This is a genomic window from Pseudomonas sp. S2_E02, from assembly GCF_054668355.1.
Genome location: NZ_CP162761.1, coordinates 5,823,904 through 5,841,308 on the forward strand (window position 1 = coordinate 5,823,904; position 17,405 = coordinate 5,841,308).

General features: G+C 59.3%; 14 protein-coding genes. 5 read left to right on the forward strand and 9 right to left on the reverse strand.

Annotated features, from left to right (window positions below):
• Positions 1–1,668: 1,668 nt before the first annotated feature.
• On the forward strand, positions 1,669–3,060 hold the full coding sequence (locus tag AB4O01_RS26020; protein ID WP_099758116.1) for a Fic family protein: 1,392 nt from the start codon (positions 1,669–1,671) through the stop codon (positions 3,058–3,060).
• Here the strand turns inward: AB4O01_RS26020 and AB4O01_RS26025 are convergent.
• From AB4O01_RS26025 to plsB, 3 genes are all read right to left on the reverse strand, one after another.
• Positions 3,057–3,746 carry a DUF4197 domain-containing protein gene (locus AB4O01_RS26025; RefSeq protein WP_460089988.1) on the reverse strand — a complete coding sequence of 230 codons (690 nt, stop codon included), beginning with the start codon at positions 3,744–3,746 and terminating at the stop codon, positions 3,057–3,059. The two genes, AB4O01_RS26020 and AB4O01_RS26025, sit on opposite strands and share 4 nt — an antisense overlap.
• A 27-nt stretch (positions 3,747–3,773) precedes the next feature.
• Positions 3,774–4,172, reverse strand: a complete 399-nt coding sequence (locus AB4O01_RS26030; RefSeq protein WP_093436640.1) for a YbaY family lipoprotein — start codon at positions 4,170–4,172, stop codon at positions 3,774–3,776.
• Positions 4,173–4,288: 116 nt separating this feature from the next.
• On the reverse strand, positions 4,289–6,790 hold the full coding sequence (gene plsB / locus AB4O01_RS26035; protein ID WP_460089989.1) for a glycerol-3-phosphate 1-O-acyltransferase PlsB: 2,502 nt from the start codon (positions 6,788–6,790) through the stop codon (positions 4,289–4,291).
• A gap of 237 nt (positions 6,791–7,027) precedes the next feature.
• Between plsB and AB4O01_RS26040 the strand changes: the two genes are divergently transcribed.
• The 3 genes from AB4O01_RS26040 to AB4O01_RS26050 all read left to right on the forward strand — a co-directional run bounded on the left by AB4O01_RS26040 (position 7,028) and on the right by AB4O01_RS26050 (position 9,396).
• Entirely contained in the window at positions 7,028–7,237 is a 210-nt protein-coding gene (locus tag AB4O01_RS26040; RefSeq protein WP_007908870.1) for a cold-shock protein, read from the forward strand.
• A gap of 396 nt (positions 7,238–7,633) precedes the next feature.
• Entirely contained in the window at positions 7,634–8,905 is a 1,272-nt protein-coding gene (locus AB4O01_RS26045) for a hypothetical protein (protein ID WP_460089990.1), read from the forward strand.
• Positions 8,872–9,396 carry a hypothetical protein gene (locus AB4O01_RS26050; protein ID WP_460089992.1) on the forward strand — a complete coding sequence of 175 codons (525 nt, stop codon included), beginning with the start codon at positions 8,872–8,874 and terminating at the stop codon, positions 9,394–9,396. Before AB4O01_RS26045 ends, AB4O01_RS26050 begins: the two co-directional genes overlap by 34 nt.
• Positions 9,397–9,468: 72 nt before the next feature.
• On the opposite strand, the gene AB4O01_RS26055 is transcribed toward AB4O01_RS26050, so the two are convergent.
• From AB4O01_RS26055 to AB4O01_RS26070, 4 genes are all read right to left on the reverse strand, one after another.
• On the reverse strand, positions 9,469–9,846 hold the full coding sequence (locus tag AB4O01_RS26055) for a hypothetical protein (protein WP_093436628.1): 378 nt from the start codon (positions 9,844–9,846) through the stop codon (positions 9,469–9,471).
• A 75-nt stretch (positions 9,847–9,921) separates the two neighbouring features.
• On the reverse strand, positions 9,922–10,731 hold the full coding sequence (locus tag AB4O01_RS26060) for a putative RNA methyltransferase (RefSeq protein ID WP_460089993.1): 810 nt from the start codon (positions 10,729–10,731) through the stop codon (positions 9,922–9,924).
• Complete coding sequence (gene dapE / locus AB4O01_RS26065; protein WP_093436622.1) at positions 10,731–11,882, reverse strand: succinyl-diaminopimelate desuccinylase; 1,152 nt, start codon at positions 11,880–11,882, stop codon at positions 10,731–10,733. The genes AB4O01_RS26060 and dapE overlap by 1 nt, the downstream gene beginning before the upstream one ends.
• Positions 11,883–12,034: 152 nt before the next feature.
• Complete coding sequence (locus AB4O01_RS26070; RefSeq protein ID WP_093436619.1) at positions 12,035–14,626, reverse strand: glycosyltransferase; 2,592 nt, start codon at positions 14,624–14,626, stop codon at positions 12,035–12,037.
• Between the two features lie 214 nt (positions 14,627–14,840).
• Between AB4O01_RS26070 and tcdA the strand changes: the two genes are divergently transcribed.
• A complete protein-coding gene (tcdA, locus tag AB4O01_RS26075; RefSeq protein ID WP_166496615.1) occupies positions 14,841–15,659 on the forward strand; it encodes a tRNA cyclic N6-threonylcarbamoyladenosine(37) synthase TcdA in 819 nt (272 codons plus the stop codon).
• Between the two features lie 126 nt (positions 15,660–15,785).
• On the opposite strand, the gene AB4O01_RS26080 is transcribed toward tcdA, so the two are convergent.
• Positions 15,786–16,190 (reverse strand): SufE family protein, encoded by a 405-nt coding sequence (locus AB4O01_RS26080; RefSeq protein WP_460089995.1) that lies wholly within the window; start codon positions 16,188–16,190, stop codon positions 15,786–15,788.
• Positions 16,187–17,392, reverse strand: a complete 1,206-nt coding sequence (locus AB4O01_RS26085; protein ID WP_460089996.1) for an aminotransferase class V-fold PLP-dependent enzyme — start codon at positions 17,390–17,392, stop codon at positions 16,187–16,189. The genes AB4O01_RS26080 and AB4O01_RS26085 overlap by 4 nt, the downstream gene beginning before the upstream one ends.
• Positions 17,393–17,405: the final 13 nt, after the last annotated feature.

Below are 17,405 nucleotides of genomic sequence, written 5' to 3' on the forward strand. Positions count from 1 at the left end.
GGGATCGATCCGGGCGCATCGCCTACGGTTTGCTTCGCTGCACCTCCTCTCGATGTGTTCGACTTCGTCGAACGGTCGCTGCGCTCCCACCCCCGGATCAATCCCTCCACTCAGCCTGCCGACGGGCCTTAAGATCAAAGGCTGCAGCCGAGCTAACGCTCATCCTGTTGAGTGGTGGGGAGCAGAAGCGATCTGCTCTCGCTTTTCTGTGGGAGTGAGCTTGCTCGCGAAGGCGGCCTGATAGCCGACCTGTTTTTGCAGATGTACGCAATCCAACTGTAGGAGCGAGCTTGCTCGCGAAGGCGGCCTGACAGCCGACCTGTTTTTTGCAGATGTACGCAATTCAACTGTAGGAGTGAGCCTGCTCGCGAAGGCGGCCTGACAGCCGACCAGGTTTTTGCAGATGTACGCAATCCAACTGTGGGAGCGAGCTTGCTCGCGAAGGCGGCCTGACAGCTGACCTGTTTTTTGCAGATGTACGCAATCCAACTGTGGGAGCGAGCCTGCTCGCGAAGGCGGCCTGATAGCCGACCTGTTTTCCGCAGATGTACCCCATCCGACTGTAGGAGTGAGCCTGCTCGCGAAAGCGGCCCGACATCCGACCTGTTTTCCGCAGGTGTACTCAATCCAAATGTAGGAGCGAGCCTGCTCGCGAAGGCGGCCTGATAGCCGACCTGTTTTTTGCAGATGTACGCAATTCAACTGTAGGAGTGAGCCTGCTCGCGATGGCGGCCTGACAGCCGACCTGTTTTTTGCAGATGTACGCAATCCAACTGTGGGAGCGAGCCTGCTCGCGAAGGCGGCCTGATAGCCGACCTGTTTTCCGCAGATGTACGCAATCCAACTGTAGGAGTGAGCCCGCTCGCGAAGGCGGCCTGACAGCCGACCAGGTTTTTGCAGATGTACGCAATCCAACTGTGGGAGCGAGCCTGCTCGCGAAGGCGGCCTGACAGCCGACCAGGTTTTTGCAGATGTACGCAATCCAACTGTGGGAGCGAGCCTGCTCGCGAAAGCGGCCCGACATCCGACCTGTTTTCCGCAGGTGTACTCAATCCAAATGTAGGAGCGAGCTTGCTCGCGAAGGCGGCCTGACAGCCGACCAGGTTTTTGCAGATGTACGCAATCCAACTGTAGGAGTGAGCCTGCTCGCGAAGGCGGCCTGACAGCCGACCAGGTTTTTGCAGATGTACGCAATCCAACTGTGGGAGCGAGCTTGCTCGCGAAGGCGGCCTGACAGCCGACCTGTTTTTTGCAGATGTACGCAATCCAACTGTGGGAGCGAGCTTGCTCGCGAAGGCGGCCTGACAGCTGACCTGTTTTTTGCAGATGTACGCAATCCAACTGTCGGAGTGAGCCTGCTCGCGAAGGCGGCCTGACAGCCGACCAGGTTTTTGCAGATGTACGCAATCCAACTGTGGGAGCGAGCTTGCTCGCGAAGGCGTTCTGAAATCCAACGATCCTCTGCCTGAATGCACCCAGTTCAAATTGTGGGAGCTGGCTTGCCAGCGATGACAGCACGTCAGTCGCTACCTGTCTGTCTGAATATCCATTGCTCGCTCTGCTCCCGCGACTTCCTACATCTTTTTCAGAAACCTCTGATATTGAGCCAGGGTGCCGCTAATGCTGTACTCAAGCCTCTGCTTTTCCAGAGTCCTTGAGTCCGCCTTGATGAAAAAGCCTCCATCCTTGAAGGGCCGATCCGACCCGGTGTTCGATTTGCTGGTGCGCCCGCCCCACAAGCATCGTCTGGCGGATTATCTTGCGCTGCTCAAGCCGCTCGATGATCAAGGGCGTTATCTGCCATTTGAAGCGTTGCGTTATCGCTGGGCGGCGGGGCTGGATGCCAAACTGTGTTGGGCGTTGGTCAAGAAGGCGCGGGCGGCCCAGTACATCGACCTTCTGCCGCTGGGCGAGCCGGTGCAGTGGGGCAAGTATCTGTTGACCCCTTTGGCACAGAAAACCATCTCCATCGTCGATCGGCAGGCCAGTACGGCCGCGCTGGAATTCATGACCAGCCAGATCGGCGAGCGGGCGCATTTCAGTTATCTGCTGAACGATCTGATCGAAGACGAGGCCATCGCCAGTAGTCAGTTGGAGGGCGCGGCGACCACCACGCGCGTAGCCAAGGACATGCTCAAGCAGCAGCGTCTGCCCCGTACTCCGGATGAACGCATGGTGATGGGTAATTACCGGATGATGAATTTTGCCTGGGAGAGACGTTACGAACCCATGAGCGTGGATCTGATCGCAGCGATTCATCGGGTGGGGGTCGAGGGCATTGATGACGAGCAGTATTCCCCCGGGGTGTTCAGGATCAATGACGAAGTGGTCGTTCAGGACGGGGCGGGCAACACCGTGCACCGACCACCACCTGCAGCAGGATTGGTATTGCGGCTGGAGCGACTGTCGCAGTGGGTCAACCTGCCCGACGGCTCACCGCAAGAGAAGAGCTATCTGCATCCGCTGATCAAGGCAATTACGCTGCACTTTGCCTTGGGTTACGAACATCCCTTTCGTGACGGCAACGGGCGGGTCGCAAGGGCGTTGTTTTACTGGTTCATGTTCAAGAACGAGTTTGCGGCGTTTCGCTACGTTGCGATCAGTTTGTTACTGCGTAATGCGCCGGTGAAATACGGGCGCTCATATCTGCATACAGAGGCGGATGAGCTGGATCTGACTTATTTCATCGAGTTCCAGTGTTCGGTCATTCAGCGAGCGGTGCTCGGGTTTACGGATGTTTATCGCGAGAGCGTGGCCTACGCCGAAGAGTTCGAGCGCTGGCTGACGAATTCTGGCTGCTTCGATCAGATGACGAAAAAACAACACGCGGTGTATCAGGCGGCAAAAAACGGGGTGGCGAAGGAGTTCACAGCGAGCAATGTGGCGGAAAATTTTGTTTGCTCGCACCGCGAGGCGGCTTTGGTTCTGAAGGGGCTGGACCAGTTACAGGTTTTTGAGAAAAAGAGGATGGGACGAGAGTGGGTGTTCTTTTTACGTAGTCCCTTACGTGGAGTGAAGCACGGGAGCGAGTGGATTCGCCCCCGTGCTCTGACTGCTTAGAGCGTGCCGAATACCTTCTTCGCCAAACTGGTCGCCGCAGCAGCCGGGTTCTGGCGAATGGTTTCTTCCTGTTTGCCGATCATCTCGAACAAGCCATTCAGCGCCTGCTCGGTCACGTAATTCTCAACGTTGGCACTCTTCGCATCGACAACGCCAAACGCAGCAGCCTGACCAGCGAACGAGTTGTACTTCTGTGCTACGCCAACCTTGTCGGTCGCCTGTTTGACGATCGGCAGGAACTTGGCGCGGATCTGTTCGCGGCTGGATTTGTCGAGGTATTGCGTGGCCGAGTCCTTGCCGCCGCTGAGGATGCCTTTGGCGTCTGCCACGCTCATTTTCTTCACGGCGTCGACGAGGATGGGCTGGGCTTGAGTTACAGCGCTTTCCGCCGCTTTGTTCATCGCGGTTTCCAGTTCTTCAACCTGAGCACCCATGCCGAAGGCTTTCATTTTGCTCGCGGCTTTGCCGAGTTTGCCCGGCAGTTCGATCTTCACGTCCGGGTTGTTGCTGAAGCCGCCGGGGGTGCCCAGTTGCTTGACGGCGATTTGTGCGCCTTGGGTCAGGGCATCCTTGAGGCCGCCGGTGGCGTCTGTTTGCGACAGGTCACTGAGCGACAGGGCCAGCGCGCTGGCGGAGATCATCAGGCCTGCGCACAGGCCGGCGAAGCGAAGGGTAGGGCGGAACATGGCGGCTTCCTTGTTGCAGAAAGTGAATTAACGAACGGCGTCGACGCGGATTTTCAGCGGCTGCGGGTCGTTGCCGTCGAGTTGCACGGCATGGTTTTCGGTGGTGATGAACATCAACTCACCGTTGACTTCAATGCGCGCGCTGACCGAGTAACGGTGGCCAGGTTTGATCTGCGCTGGATCGTAGCTCAAGTGGAAGGGCAGCGGCACCTGGCCTTTGACCGGACCTTTTTGCTCGTCCAGTACCACGGCTGGCGCATCTGCCAGCGAGACGTCTTGCAGGCTCACGCTGAGGGTCGCGCTCGGAGGCAGAGCGATGCGCTGCAGGTAGAACACTTCACCGTCGAGGCCGACCTTGCCGGCAGGTGTGGTCGACTGGCAGGCGCTGAGCAGTGTTGCGGCGGCGAGCAGAGTCAGTTTTTTCATGATGTTCTCCATTCAATTGTAGGAGCGAGCCTGCTCGCGATAGCGGTTTAGCATTCAACATTTCAGTTGTCTGACACTCCGTCTTCGCGAGCAAGCTCACTCCCACCAGGTTTGCATCAGGTCTCGGGTTGAGTGATGACCTGATCGGCAGCATCTTCACTGCGATGCAGCGCAACCTGGCGGATCGACAGTCGAATTTCCGCCGGCAACACGCGTTTGGCTGCACCTTCGGCAAGCTCGCCAAGCAGTTCGTGATAACTCAGTTTGCCGGCCTCGTCGCGGCGCAGCACGTCGAGGTCGAGCATTGTCTGGATGAAGTGACGGAACAGGCTCTTGTCGAAGAACTCCGGGGCATTCAAGCCATGGAGGATCGACAGGCGCTGGGCCATGACCGTGCAGAGGTCTTCCAGTTCTTCGGCGCTGATGCTGTTCTGGCCGCTGTTGAGCAGCAAGGACACGGTCATGTAGAAGCGCTGCAAGGTCTGGGCGATGCTCTTCGACAGCAGCGTCAGCAGCACGAAATGCCGCGAACTTGGTGCCGGACGCAGATAGACGTCTTTCTCGAAACGCAACAGGCCTTGTTCGACGAACGCTTCCAGCCACTGATCGACCACACCGTCCAGTTCGTCCAGCGTCCAGCGAATGAACAGCTCAGATTGCAGGTACGGATACAGCGCGCGGGTGTAGCGCAGGATCTGTTCGCGGCTCATGCGCGAAGCGCTCTGGAAGAAGCTCGCCAGCAGTGCAGGCAACGCGAAGATGTGCAGCACGTTGTTGCGGTAGTAGGTCATCAGGACGGCATTCTGCTCGTCCAGATAGAGAATCTTGCCCAGCGCATCGTTCTGCTCGGCGAGCAGGTCCATGTCTTTCACATGCTCGATCAGCGCACGGCCGTCGCCTTCCGGCAGCGTGGTGTGCGGCGAGTACGGGACTTTGCGCAGCAGCGCCAGATACAGATCCAGCACTCGCGCCATGGCGCGATCATCCAGCGCCAGACGCGTAGTCGACAGCAGTGCCAGCGCCACCAGGTTGACCGGGTTGATCGCCGCCGCTTCGTTCAAATGCTGCGCAACTTTTTCGCCGAGGCGATTGGTGGTCTCGTTGAGCCATGCCGGTTTGTACTGCGGGCCGAGTTCCTGCTGGCGCCAGTCCGGTTGCTCGGCGTCGAGGAACTCCGCCAGTTTGATCGGCTCACCGAAGTTCACCGCAACCTGACCGAAACGCTGCTTGAGCGCGCCGATGACTTTAAAAATGTCGAAGATCGATTCTTTCTTCTTGCTCGCGCCACGCAATTCGCCGAGGTAGGTGCGACCCTCCAGCACGCGCTCATAGCCGATGTACACCGGCACAAACACGATCGGCATCCGCGACGAACGCAGGAAGCTGCGCATCGTAATGGCGAGCATGCCGGTTTTCGGTTGCAGCATGCGGCCGGTGCGCGAGCGGCCACCCTCGACGAAGTATTCGACCGGGAAGCCTTTGGTGAACAGCGTGTGTAGATATTCGTTGAACACCGAGGTGTACAGCGGATTGCCCTTGAACGTGCGGCGCATGAAGAACGCACCGCCACGGCGCAGCAGGCTGCCGATCACCGGCATGTTCAGGTTGATCCCGGCGGCGATGTGCGGCGGGGTCAGGCCGTTGCGGAACAGCAGATATGAGAGCAGCAGGTAGTCGATGTGGCTGCGATGGCACGGCACGTAGATCACTTCGTGACCTTGCGCGACCTTCTGCACGCCTTCGATGTGGTTGACCTTGATGCCGTCGTAGATCTTGTTCCAGAACCAGCTCAGCACCACTTCGAGGAAGCGGATCGCGGTGTAGGTGTAGTCCGAGGCGATCTCGTTGCCATAGCGCAGGGCCTGAGCCTTGGCTTTTTCCGCGGAGATGTTTTCGCGCTCGGCTTCGTCGAGGATCGCTTGCTTGACCAGCGGCTGGTTGAGCAGGCCTTTGACGAGATTGCGGCGGTGGGAAATGTCCGGGCCGATCACCGCCGCTTTCAGATTGCGGAAGTGCACGCGCAGGATGCGCTGGGCCATGCGCACGGTGCGCTCGTGGCCCTTGTTGTGCTCGATCAATTCGCGCAGATGAATCGGCGCGGAGAACTGCACGCGAGTTTTACGCCCGAGGACGATGATGCTCAACAGGCGCCGCAGGCGCCCGGTAACCGCCCAGCTGTCGGCGAACAACAATTTCCAAGGACTGTTTTCGCTGTCCGGCGACTGGCCCCAGAACACGCTGACCGGAATGATCTGCGCGTCTTCGGCGGCGTTCTGCGTCAGGGCACTGACCAGTCGGGTCAGGGTCGGCGGTGCGCCGCGCTTGTCCTGGCGACCGAGCCAGTCCGGATCCGGCGTCAGGTAGAAAAACGCCGCCGGTTCGATCAGCGAACCCACCGACACCGGCAGCACCGGACGTGGCAGGCCGGCCTTGGTGCACTCGGTATCGACCACGGCCAGATCGGTCAGCGAAGGGTTTTGCAGGACGTAGAACACCGGACGACTGCGGTCGAGGTTGAGGGTGAGCGACGACTGGTTGATCGTTTCCGAGCGAACCCAGAGGTACAACAGTCGGCGCAAGGTGCCAAACACTAGACGGCGGAACGGGGAACGGGTCATACGGCTTCTGCGTGAGTGGATAAACCGAGCGGTTGCTCGGGAGGGCGACAGTTTGCCGTATTGGGCGAAAATCGGCAAAAAAGCGGCGAACTAATCTCCTGTTGAGACTTTCCGCACCTGTCATATACTCGGCGGTCTGTCGCCGGGGGCCTTTTATGGACGTCGGACGCAGGCTGACGTTCCGCAAAGGCTTTCCTGCGAAAAGCCTGTCCAATAATAAAAAAGGAGTATGAACAGATGGCAACACGTGAAACCGGCAACGTGAAGTGGTTCAACGACGCCAAGGGCTACGGCTTTATCCAGCGCGAAGACGGGGTGGACGTGTTCGTGCACTACCGCGCGATTCGCGGCGAAGGGCATCGGTCGCTGACTGAAGGCCAGCAGGTTGAATACGCAGTGATTACTGGCGAGAAGGGTTTGCAGGCTGAGGATGTTGTAGGCCTGTAACCTTGAAGATCAAAAGATCGCAGTCTACGGGTGTGCACATGACCCTGAAGGCGCTGCCGCAGGCTGCGATCTTTTTTGGGGCGAGAAAGTCCTGAACTCAATGCTGTATAAACAATCACCCTGTCAGTTATGACAGTAGACGTCTTTTTTCTCACGCTTACCTTCGCGGAACAAAATCCCTGTGAATCAGAGTTTCCAGGGCGTTGTCTGTTCGAGAGGAAAGCGGCCATGTGGAAGAGTGTTTCGATTTTTCTGATAATGGGAGTTGTTGGATGCTCGGTGCAACCCACTCCCTCAGAGGTTGCGCAACCCGGCTTCCGGGCAATGACGGTTCAGTCATCACCATCACAGAACGAAACTCAGAATACGTTTGACGCGCAATCTTCGATATTCAAAGTGGTTGAAGCGCCAGTCGGTGAGTTGAACGTCGACACGCTCGGCAGCGAAGCCAACGTCCAGGTCAGTTATCCGAGCCTGGCAGCGAAGGATACTGTCGGCGTGCGCCTGACCGGTGTGGCGTTGCGTGATGCGCCGATCCAGACCGTGTCCACCGCAGGCACGCTGACCTTCAAGTTGCCCAAAGCCTGGATCAGCGAAAACAAGGGTCGTACGTTCAACCTCACTTATACCTACAAGGTAGGTGGCGCGGGCAGTCTGATTACCTCGTCGCCACTGAGCATTCGCGTGGTCAGTGCTCAGGGCCAGAACGTATTCAAGGTGGTCGAAGCACCGACGGGTGAGTTGAACGTCGACACGCTCGGTACCGAAGCCAACGTCCAGGTCAGTTATCCGAGCCTGGCAGCGAAGGACACCGTCGGTGTACGCCTGACCGGTGTGGCGTTGCGTGATGCGCCGATCCAGACCGTGTCCACCGCAGGCACGCTGACCTTCAAGTTGCCCAAAGCCTGGATCAGCGAAAACAAGGGTCGTACGTTCAACCTCACTTATACCTACAAGGTAGGTGGCGCGGGCAGTCTGATTACCTCGTCGCCACTGAGCATTCGCGTGGTCAGTGCTCAGGGCCAGAACGTATTCAAAGTGGTCGAAGCACCGACGGGTGAGTTGAACGTCGACACGCTCGGCACCGAAGCCAACGTTCAGGTCAGTTATCCTAGCCTGGCAGCGAAAGATACTGTCGGCGTGCGCCTGACCGGTGTGGCGTTGCGTGATGCACCGATCCAGACCGTATCCACCGCAGGCACGCTGACCTTCAAGTTGCCCAAAGCCTGGATCACCGAAAACAAGGGTCGTACGTTTAACCTCACTTACACCTACAAGGTGGGTGGCGCGGGCAATCTGATTACCTCGTCAGCGCTGCCCGTGCGGGTAATCGGTACGGAGCCGGGAGGAGATGGGCAACGCGTTGCCAATGATCTCAATGCACAGTACGCCGATACGCGACAAAATTGCGGCAGTGCTTCGCTACCAGCGGCGTTGTGCTCGGGTGTCATATTGCGGGCGACGATCAACGGTACGGCTTATCGCGCCTGGAACCCCAGTCCGCTTTCGCAGCAGAATGGAGGAGTTTCATTTTTTTACTTGCGTAAAGATGCGCACTTCAAAGGATTTCCCTCCAACTATCCAAACACCAGTGGTTTCGTCTTTTTCCACTTCAGCAGCGCCCGGCGGGGAGTGTGGAAGTTCAGGTTCTATGCATTTTTCCCATAGACGGAGGCAGTGATATAAGGGGCGATCAGGGCTGTGGTGTATCCAGTAATTATCCGACGGTCAGTCGCTCATGCGAGCAGCAGGGAATTACCACTGCTGCAGGATGGCTCACCCATTACAACCAAGGACCCACAGGCTGGAAATACCAGCGGCAGTGTGGGTTCAATGTCCGACCCGGCCAGGGAACGCTTGCAGCCAATGCGTTTTATCAGGGAATACTGGCCATGAAGTTAATGGGGGCCGAGTCGTTCAACTCGTGGAATGAAATCCGTCTGGCGACATGGCCACAGAACATCCATACGACCATTCCAATCAAGGCATTCTTTTATACGAGTAATGGTTTGGCGGCTGCCCGGTTCAACCAGGAGGATTTTTACAAGTATTCCAGCAAGGCAATACCGATTATCAAGCTGACGATGCCCCGAACAACTGCCGATTCCGCACGGTTTGAATTCATAAAAGCCGATCAAGCGGTGGGCAACTGGAACTGAGGGAGCTATTCAGGGTGTAACTTGTAATTTCAAGGTCGAAAGATCGCTGTCCGAGACAGCGATCTTTTGCTTTCAGGCGGTTTTCCAGGTGATTTCTTCTTCACCGTCTGCGCTGATACGCATCCAGCGGTCCGCCGTCTCTTCACCTTCCTCTTCAACCCACGTCCCCGGCGCGCAACGCACTTCGACGTTTAGCGCAGCAAAGGCGGCGCGGGCGCAGGCGATGTCGTCGTCCCATGGGGTCTGGTCGCTTTCGAGGTACAGGCTGTTCCACTTGCCCACGGCTTTCGGCAGCCAGGTCACCGGCACGTTGCCGGCCGTGCATTTGTAAGTCTGGCCTTTCTGTACCCAGTCACTGCACGGGCCCAACGCTTCGCCCAGCCAGGCCGAAATGGCCTTGTGGTCGACGTCGGCGTCTTTCAGGTAAATCTCGATGTCCGGTTGGCGCATGGATGTCCTCACTGCGGGTCTGAAAAATCCATTCGCGGATTTAGCCGGCCCCGGGCACTCGCCCGAGACCAAAAGTTATTGAAGAACGAAATAATCGTAGCGCATCGACACGGTGGTCACGAACGGCTCGGCCTGTTCGATCACCGCCGCACGACGCTCGGCACTGGCGCGCCAGCCGTGAGGTGTCATCGCCAACAGGTTGGCGCGATCCTCAGGCTTGTCCAGCGTCAGCTTGAATTCCAGGGTTTCGCTGTGCGCCAGCGCCATGCCTTCCGGCACCAGGGCCAGATGCTTGTCGTCGGCGTATTCACGCACTTCGTCATAAAGACGTTCGCGCAACTCCATCAGGTGGCCGCTGGTCGGGCCGACTTTCATCAGACCGCCGCCGACACTGAGCAGACGCTTGGCTTCTTCCCAGTCCAGAGGACTGAAAACGCTGGCGAGAAACTGGCAACTGCCCGACGCCAACGGCACGCGGGCCATGCTGGCGATCAACCAGCTGATCGCCGGATTACGTTTGCAGGCACGTTTGACCGCTTCGCGGGAAATATCCAGTGCGTAGCCATCCGCGTTCGGCAAGGCCTCGGCGATCTGCGCGGTGTAGTAACCCTCGCCACAACCGATATCGACCCAGCGATCCGGCGCATAACTCGCCGCCAGCTCGGCCAGACGCTTGGCCACCGGCGCGTAATGCCCTGCGTTCAAGAAGTCCCGGCGTGCTTCGACCATGGCCTGGTTGTCGCCAGGATCACGGCTGTTCTTGTGCTGTACCGGCAACAGGTTCAGATAACCCTGTCGCGCACGGTCGAAGCGATGGCCGGCGGGGCAGACCACGCCGTTGTCCACTGTGTTCAGCGGTTCACTGCAGATGGGGCAAGCGAGCATCAGGCGAGCAACTTGATCAGGGTCTGGTAGTAGATCTCGGTCAGCACATCGAGATCGGCGGCCAGAACGCGTTCGTTGACCTGGTGAATGGTCGCGTTGACCGGGCCCAGTTCAACCACTTGCGTGCCCATGGTCGCGATGAAACGGCCGTCGGACGTTCCGCCGCTGGTGGACGCTTTAGTCTCACGACCGGTGATGTCCTTGATGCTCGCCGACACCGCGTCGAGCAGCGCGCCCGGTTCGGTGAGGAACGGCAGGCCGGACAGTGCCCAGTCGATGTGCCAGTCCAGATCGTGCTTGTCGAGAATATCGGCCACGCGTTTCTGCAGGCCTTCGACGGTCGATTCGGTGGAGAAGCGGAAGTTGAACACCGCCACCAGATCACCCGGAATCACGTTGGTCGCGCCAGTGCCGGAATTGACGTTGGAGATCTGGAAACTGGTCGGCGGGAAGAAATCGTTGCCATGATCCCAGTGCTCGGCGGCCAGTTCGGCCAGCGCCGGAGCAGCGAGGTGGATCGGATTCTTCGCCAGATGCGGATAGGCCACGTGACCCTGAATGCCTTTGACGGTGAGCTTGGCACCGAGCGAGCCGCGACGGCCGTTCTTCACCACGTCGCCAACCAAAGTGGTGCTCGATGGTTCCCCAACGATGCACCAGTCCAGACGCTCGTTACGCGCAGCAAGACGCTCGACCACAGCCTTGGTGCCGTGGTGCGCCGGGCCTTCTTCGTCGCTGGTGATCAGGAACGCGACCTTGCCCTTGTGGTTCGGGTAGTCAGCGACAAAGCGCTCGGCGGCGACGGTCATCGACGCCAGGCTGCCTTTCATGTCCGCCGCGCCACGGCCGCAGAGCATGCCGTGTTCGTCGATCAGCGCGTTGAACGGGTCGATCTGCCAAGCCGTGACCGGGCCGGTCGGCACCACGTCGGTGTGGCCGGCGAAGCACAGCACCGGGCCGTCGTTGTTGCCGTGGGTGGCCCAGAAGTTATCCACATCTTCGATGCGCATCGGCTCGAGATTGAAACCGGCATCGCCCAGGCGCTGCATCATCTGCTTCTGGCAATCGGCGTCGACCGGCGTCACGGACGGACGGCGGATCAGGTCGATGGCGAGTTGGAGGGTCGGCGAAAGGTCGGCGTGGGCCGTCATGGAAAACTCCGAAGATCATGAATGTGGGCGCGGACTAACCTACAGGAATTGGGTTCGGCCAATGAGCCGAACGCCGCCAAGCCCCGCAAAATGGCGGTTATCTTAAAGCAAAACGGCGACCATTGGCCGCCGTTTAGTGCTTCGATGAGGATTTAGACGACCGGCGCCGGTTCCGCTGCAGCCGCCGGTTTCGGCAGCGACGACAGGAACGCCATGATCAGCGCCGCCAGATACGGCAGCGACTGCACCAGCAACATCACCACCCAGAAACGCATGTCGTTGCTCGGCATGCCGTTGACCAGGAAGATCCCCAGCGCCGCGCCCCACAACAGCAGCATGATGAACAGCTCTTCGCGCGCTTCGGAAATCGCCACCCAGAAACCATGGTTGTCGGCGTTTTTCGGCGTGCGGAAGAACGGAATGCTGCTGGTGAAGAAGCCGTACAACACCGCTTTGGCGATGGTGTGCGATAACGCCAGCCCGGCCAGTGCCGCGCAAAACGCATCTTTCAGGTTCACGCCGACCGCGCGACGGTAGAGGAAGATGATCTTGCCGACCTTGAACACGAACAGCGCCAGTGGCGGGATCGCGAAGATCAGCAACGGCGGATCGACCCGCTGCGGCACGATGATCATCGCCGCCGACCACAACAGCGCGCCGACGGTGAAGAAGATGTTCATGCCGTCCGCGACCCACGGCAACCAGCCCGCGAGGAAGTGGTAACGCTGGCCACGGGTCAGCTCGGTGTCCTTGCCGCGCAACAGGCTGCCGGTGTGGCGCTTGATGATCTGAATCGCACCGTAGGCCCAGCGGAAACGCTGCTTCTTGAAGTCGATAAACGTATCCGGCATCAGGCCCTTGCCGTAGCTGTCGTGGTAATACGCCGCTGACAGGCCTTTCTCGAACACGCGCAGACCGAGTTCGGCGTCTTCACAGATGCACCAGTCAGCCCAGCCCAATTCTTCCAGCACCGAGCGGCGGGTCATGGTCATGGTGCCATGCTGGATGATCGCGTCACGGTCGTTACGAGTGACCATGCCGATATGGAAGAAGCCTTTGTATTCGGCGTAGCAGAGCTTCTTGAAGGTGCTTTCGTTCTGATCGCGATAATCCTGCGGCGACTGCACCACGGCGATTTTCGGGTCAGCGAAGTGCGGCACCATGTGCTTGAGCCAGTTCGGGTGCACGCAGTAATCGGAGTCGATTACCGCGATGACTTCGGCGTCCTTGGCCGTGTGCGGAATCAGGTAGTTCAGCGCGCCACCCTTGAAACCGGCCAGCGGCGAGACGTGGAAGAACTTGAAGCGTGGGCCGAGGGTTTCGCAGTAATCGCGCACCGGCTCCCACACCGCCGGATCCTTGGTGTTGTTGTCGATGATCAGGACTTCGTAGTCCGGATAATCGAGCGCGGCGAGGGCGTCGAGGGTCTGTTTGACCATGTCCGGCGGCTCGTTGTAGCACGGCACATGGATCGAGACTTTCGGGCGATAGCTGGAGTCGCCCTCGACCGGCAGGAACTCACGCCGCCGCTTGTGAATCCACACCGCTTCGGCCAGTTCATGCGCTTCGGTGAGCAAAACGATAAACACCCCGAGTGCACCCAGCGCCAAGAGGAAGCCGACGGTCAAACTGAACCACGTGCTGTATTGCAGGCTGTAGTCGTAACCGATCCACACCAGCACCGAACCACAGAGGAAGGCGATAAAGGTCAGGAAGATCCGCCCACGCTGACGCAATGCTGAGCCGTCGATCATCAGCAGGGTCAGCGACAACAGCGCCAGCACCACCGAACCGATCGCCAGTACGCGCCACTGCGGGATCGCGACCACCGGGCCTTCGAAGTTGAATTTCTGCTGACGCGCAGCGTTGAACACGCCCCAGTACGCGCCGACCGAGCCTTCGTCGCTGGCCTTCCATGGCTGGTCAAACGCCTCGATCACGAAGTAGTTGAAGCCTTGGCGGTTGAGCTTGTTGACCAGTGTGCGCAAGTAGATCGCCTGATCCGCCGGCGACGCATCGGCACCGCCACGCATGCGACCGTTGCTCGGCCAGCCGACCTCGGAGAGCAGCAGCGGTTTTTTCGGGAAGAGCTTTTTCAGATCGCGAGCGCGATCAAAAACGAACTGGCCGGCCTTGTCGACCGGAATGAACTCCCAGTACGGCAAAACGTGCGCAGCGATCAGGTCAACGTGTTTGGCCAGTTCCGGGTGTTCTTCCCAGACGTGCCATTGCTCGGAGGTGGTCACCGGCACTTTCACCGCTGCGCGCACGCGATCGAGCAGCACGCTCAGCTCTTGGGCGGTGATTTCCTTGCGGAAGATCGCTTCGTTACCGACCACCACGCGAACCACGCTGCGCGAGGTGTTGGCCAGTTCGATGGCACGGGTGATTTCCCGTTCGTTGCGTTCCTGATCCGGGCTGATCCAGATCCCCAGCGTCACGCGCAGGCCGAATTCTTCAGCCAGTTTCGGGATGTCTTGCAGCGAACCGTCGACCGAGTAGATGCGGATGTTATCCGTCAGCTTGCTCATGATCTCCAGGTCGCGGCGCATTTCGTCGTCAGTCGGGTACTGATCTTTTTGCGGATATTGTCCCTGCTGGAACGGCGAATAGGAGAAACCGGAGATCTGCTCCGGCCAGTTCGGCGCGGAAACCGGGCGATTGATCAGCGCCCAGAAACCGGTGAACAGGGCGGCGATTGCCAGAACCACCACCAGGTTGAGTCCAAATTTACGCGATGACATAGCTATTTCGGGTTCCAAAGGCTGTGGAACGGAGGATCGGTCGGCTATACGCCCGAGGGGCGCGCATCCTACACCGGCAGTTCGTAAGTCGTACATCAGACAGGGAAATGCCCGACATTGGGCAGCCGACTTTGACTTAAGTTCTTACACTTGTAGTTCGAAGCTTAAAACTTGTCGCTGTGTAGCCCTATAATGCGCGCCGGTTTTTGGGGTAATGGTCATGAGTACAGAAGATCCGCGGTTTGCAGGCATCGCCCGTTTGTATGGCATCGAAGGCATGGAGCGCTTGCGCGCGGCCCATGTGGCGATCGTCGGCGTCGGTGGCGTCGGTTCCTGGGCGGCGGAAGCCATGGCCCGTTGTGGCGTCGGCGAGATTTCGCTGTTCGACCTTGATGACGTTTGCGTCAGCAACGCCAACCGCCAGTTGCACGCACTGGACAGCACCGTCGGCAAGCCCAAGGTCGAAGTGATGGCCGAGCGTCTGCGCGGGATCAACCCGGATTGCACGGTGCACGCCGTGGCGGATTTCGTCACCCGCGACACCATGGCCGAATACATCACGCCGAACATCGACTGCGTGATCGACTGCATCGACGCGGTCAACGCCAAGGCTGCGCTGATTGCCTGGTGCAAGCGCCGCAAGATCCAGATCATCACTACCGGCGGTGCGGGCGGGCAGATCGATCCGACGCTGATTCAGGTGTGCGATCTCAACCGCACGTTCAACGACCCGTTGGCCTCGAAAGTGCGTTCGACGTTGCGTCGTGATTATGGTTTTTCGCGCACCGTGACCCGCCATTACAGCGTGCCGTGTGTGTTCTCCACGGAACAACTGCGCTACCCGAAACCGGATGGCAGCATTTGTTTGCAGAAGAGTTTTGTCGGTGACGGTGTGAAGCTCGACTGCGCCGGCGGATTTGGTGCGGTGATGATGGTGACGGCAACGTTCGGCATGGTTGCGGCGACCAAGGCTGTGGACAAGATTGTCGCAGGTGTGCGGCGCCCGGCTGACCGAGTCAAACCTCAGGTTTGATCGGTGAGGCCTTGATCGTTCCCACGCTCCGCGTGGGAATGCAGCCCGGGACGCTCCGCGTCCCATCCAGAGCCGAACGCGGAGCGTCCGATGAGGCATTCCCACGCAGAGCATGGGAACGATCAGTTAGCGCGCCAGATCATTCATCCGCTGGAGCACAGCATTGAGGCCATTACTGCGCGATGGCGATAGTTGTCGCGAAAGCCCTAGCTGATTGAACCAGTCTGGTAAGTCAACCTGCTGCAATTCAGCGGCCGACAAACCGTTAACCCGCAACAGCAACAACGCCACCAACCCACGAATCATCCGCGCATCGCTGCTGGCGCTGAATTGCCAGTGACCGTCGTGCAGTTCACCAACCAGCCAGACCTGACTCTCACAGCCATGCACCCGGTTAGCCTCGCACTTGTCGGCGTCACTTAGTGACGGCAAACGGTCACCAAACTGCATCAACAACCGCGCCCGTTGTTCCCAGCCCGCAGCATTCTGAAAAGTCTGCAGCGCCTCGGCGGCCTCGACCGGCAAACTCATCGCAACAACTCCAGCGCCTGATCCAGCGCTTCAAAGAAGCGTTCCAGATCCTCGGAATCGTTGTACAGCGCCAGCGACACCCGAATCGCCCCAGCCAGTTCGAAGCTTTTCAGCAGCGGCATCGCGCAGTGATGCCCGGCGCGCACCGCGATCCCTTGCTCGGTCAAAAGATGCGCGAGATCGGCGTTATGCACACCCTCGACAACAAAACTCGCCAGCGCCAATTGCGGCTTGCCGAGCAAACGAATGCCGTTACGGGCGGCGAGGCCACGCAGCAGATAGTCATGCAGCGCAGCCTCGTGGGCGGACACCGCGTCCTGATCCAGACCGGCCAGATAATCCAGCGTCGCGCCAAGGCCGATCACACTGGCAATCGGCGGCGTGCCCGCCTCGAAGCCCAGCGGCGCCGGGCGGAAACGCGCGTCGTGATAGTTGGCTTCCAGCACCATCTCACCGCCGAACTGCCAGGGCTTCAGTTGTTCAAGCGCAGCGTTGCGTCCGAACAGCACGCCGAGGCCATCGGGGCCGTACAGCTTGTGGCTGGAAAACACGTAGAAGTCGCAACCCAGCGCCTGCACGTCATGCCGACCATGCACCACGCCTTGCGCGCCATCGACCACGGTCAGCGCGTTGTGCGCCTTGGCCATGCCCAGCAACGCCGGCAATGGCTGCCACGAACCGAGCACGTTGGACAACTGACTGACCGCCAGCAAGCGCGTGCGCGGGCCGATCAGGTGCACAGCGGCAGCAAGGTCGATCAGACCGTCGGCATCCAGCGGCAGGATCACCAGTTTGAGACTTCGCCGTTGGGCCAGTTGCTGCCACGGCAGCAGGTTGGCGTGATGCTCCAGGGCGCTGATGACAATTTCATCGCCCGGGTGGAAAAGAGGTTCCAGGCCATACGCCAGGAGGTTCAGCGCACTGGTGGCGCCGTGGGTAAAGATGATTTGCCCACTGTCACCGGCATTCAGCCACTGGGCAACCTTCAGTCGACTGTCCTCGAACGCCTGCGTGGCATGAGCGCCGGGCAGGTGTTGCGCACGATGCACATTGGCCGCGCCGTTGGCGTAGTAATGCGTCAGTGCGTCGAGCAGGGCTTGGGGTTTTTGCGTGGTGGCGGCGTTGTCCAGATAGGTCTGGTCTTGCCGTTGCAGCGCGGCGATGGCCGGAAAATCGGCACGCCACGGGGAGGGAATCATCATGTGTATACGCCTG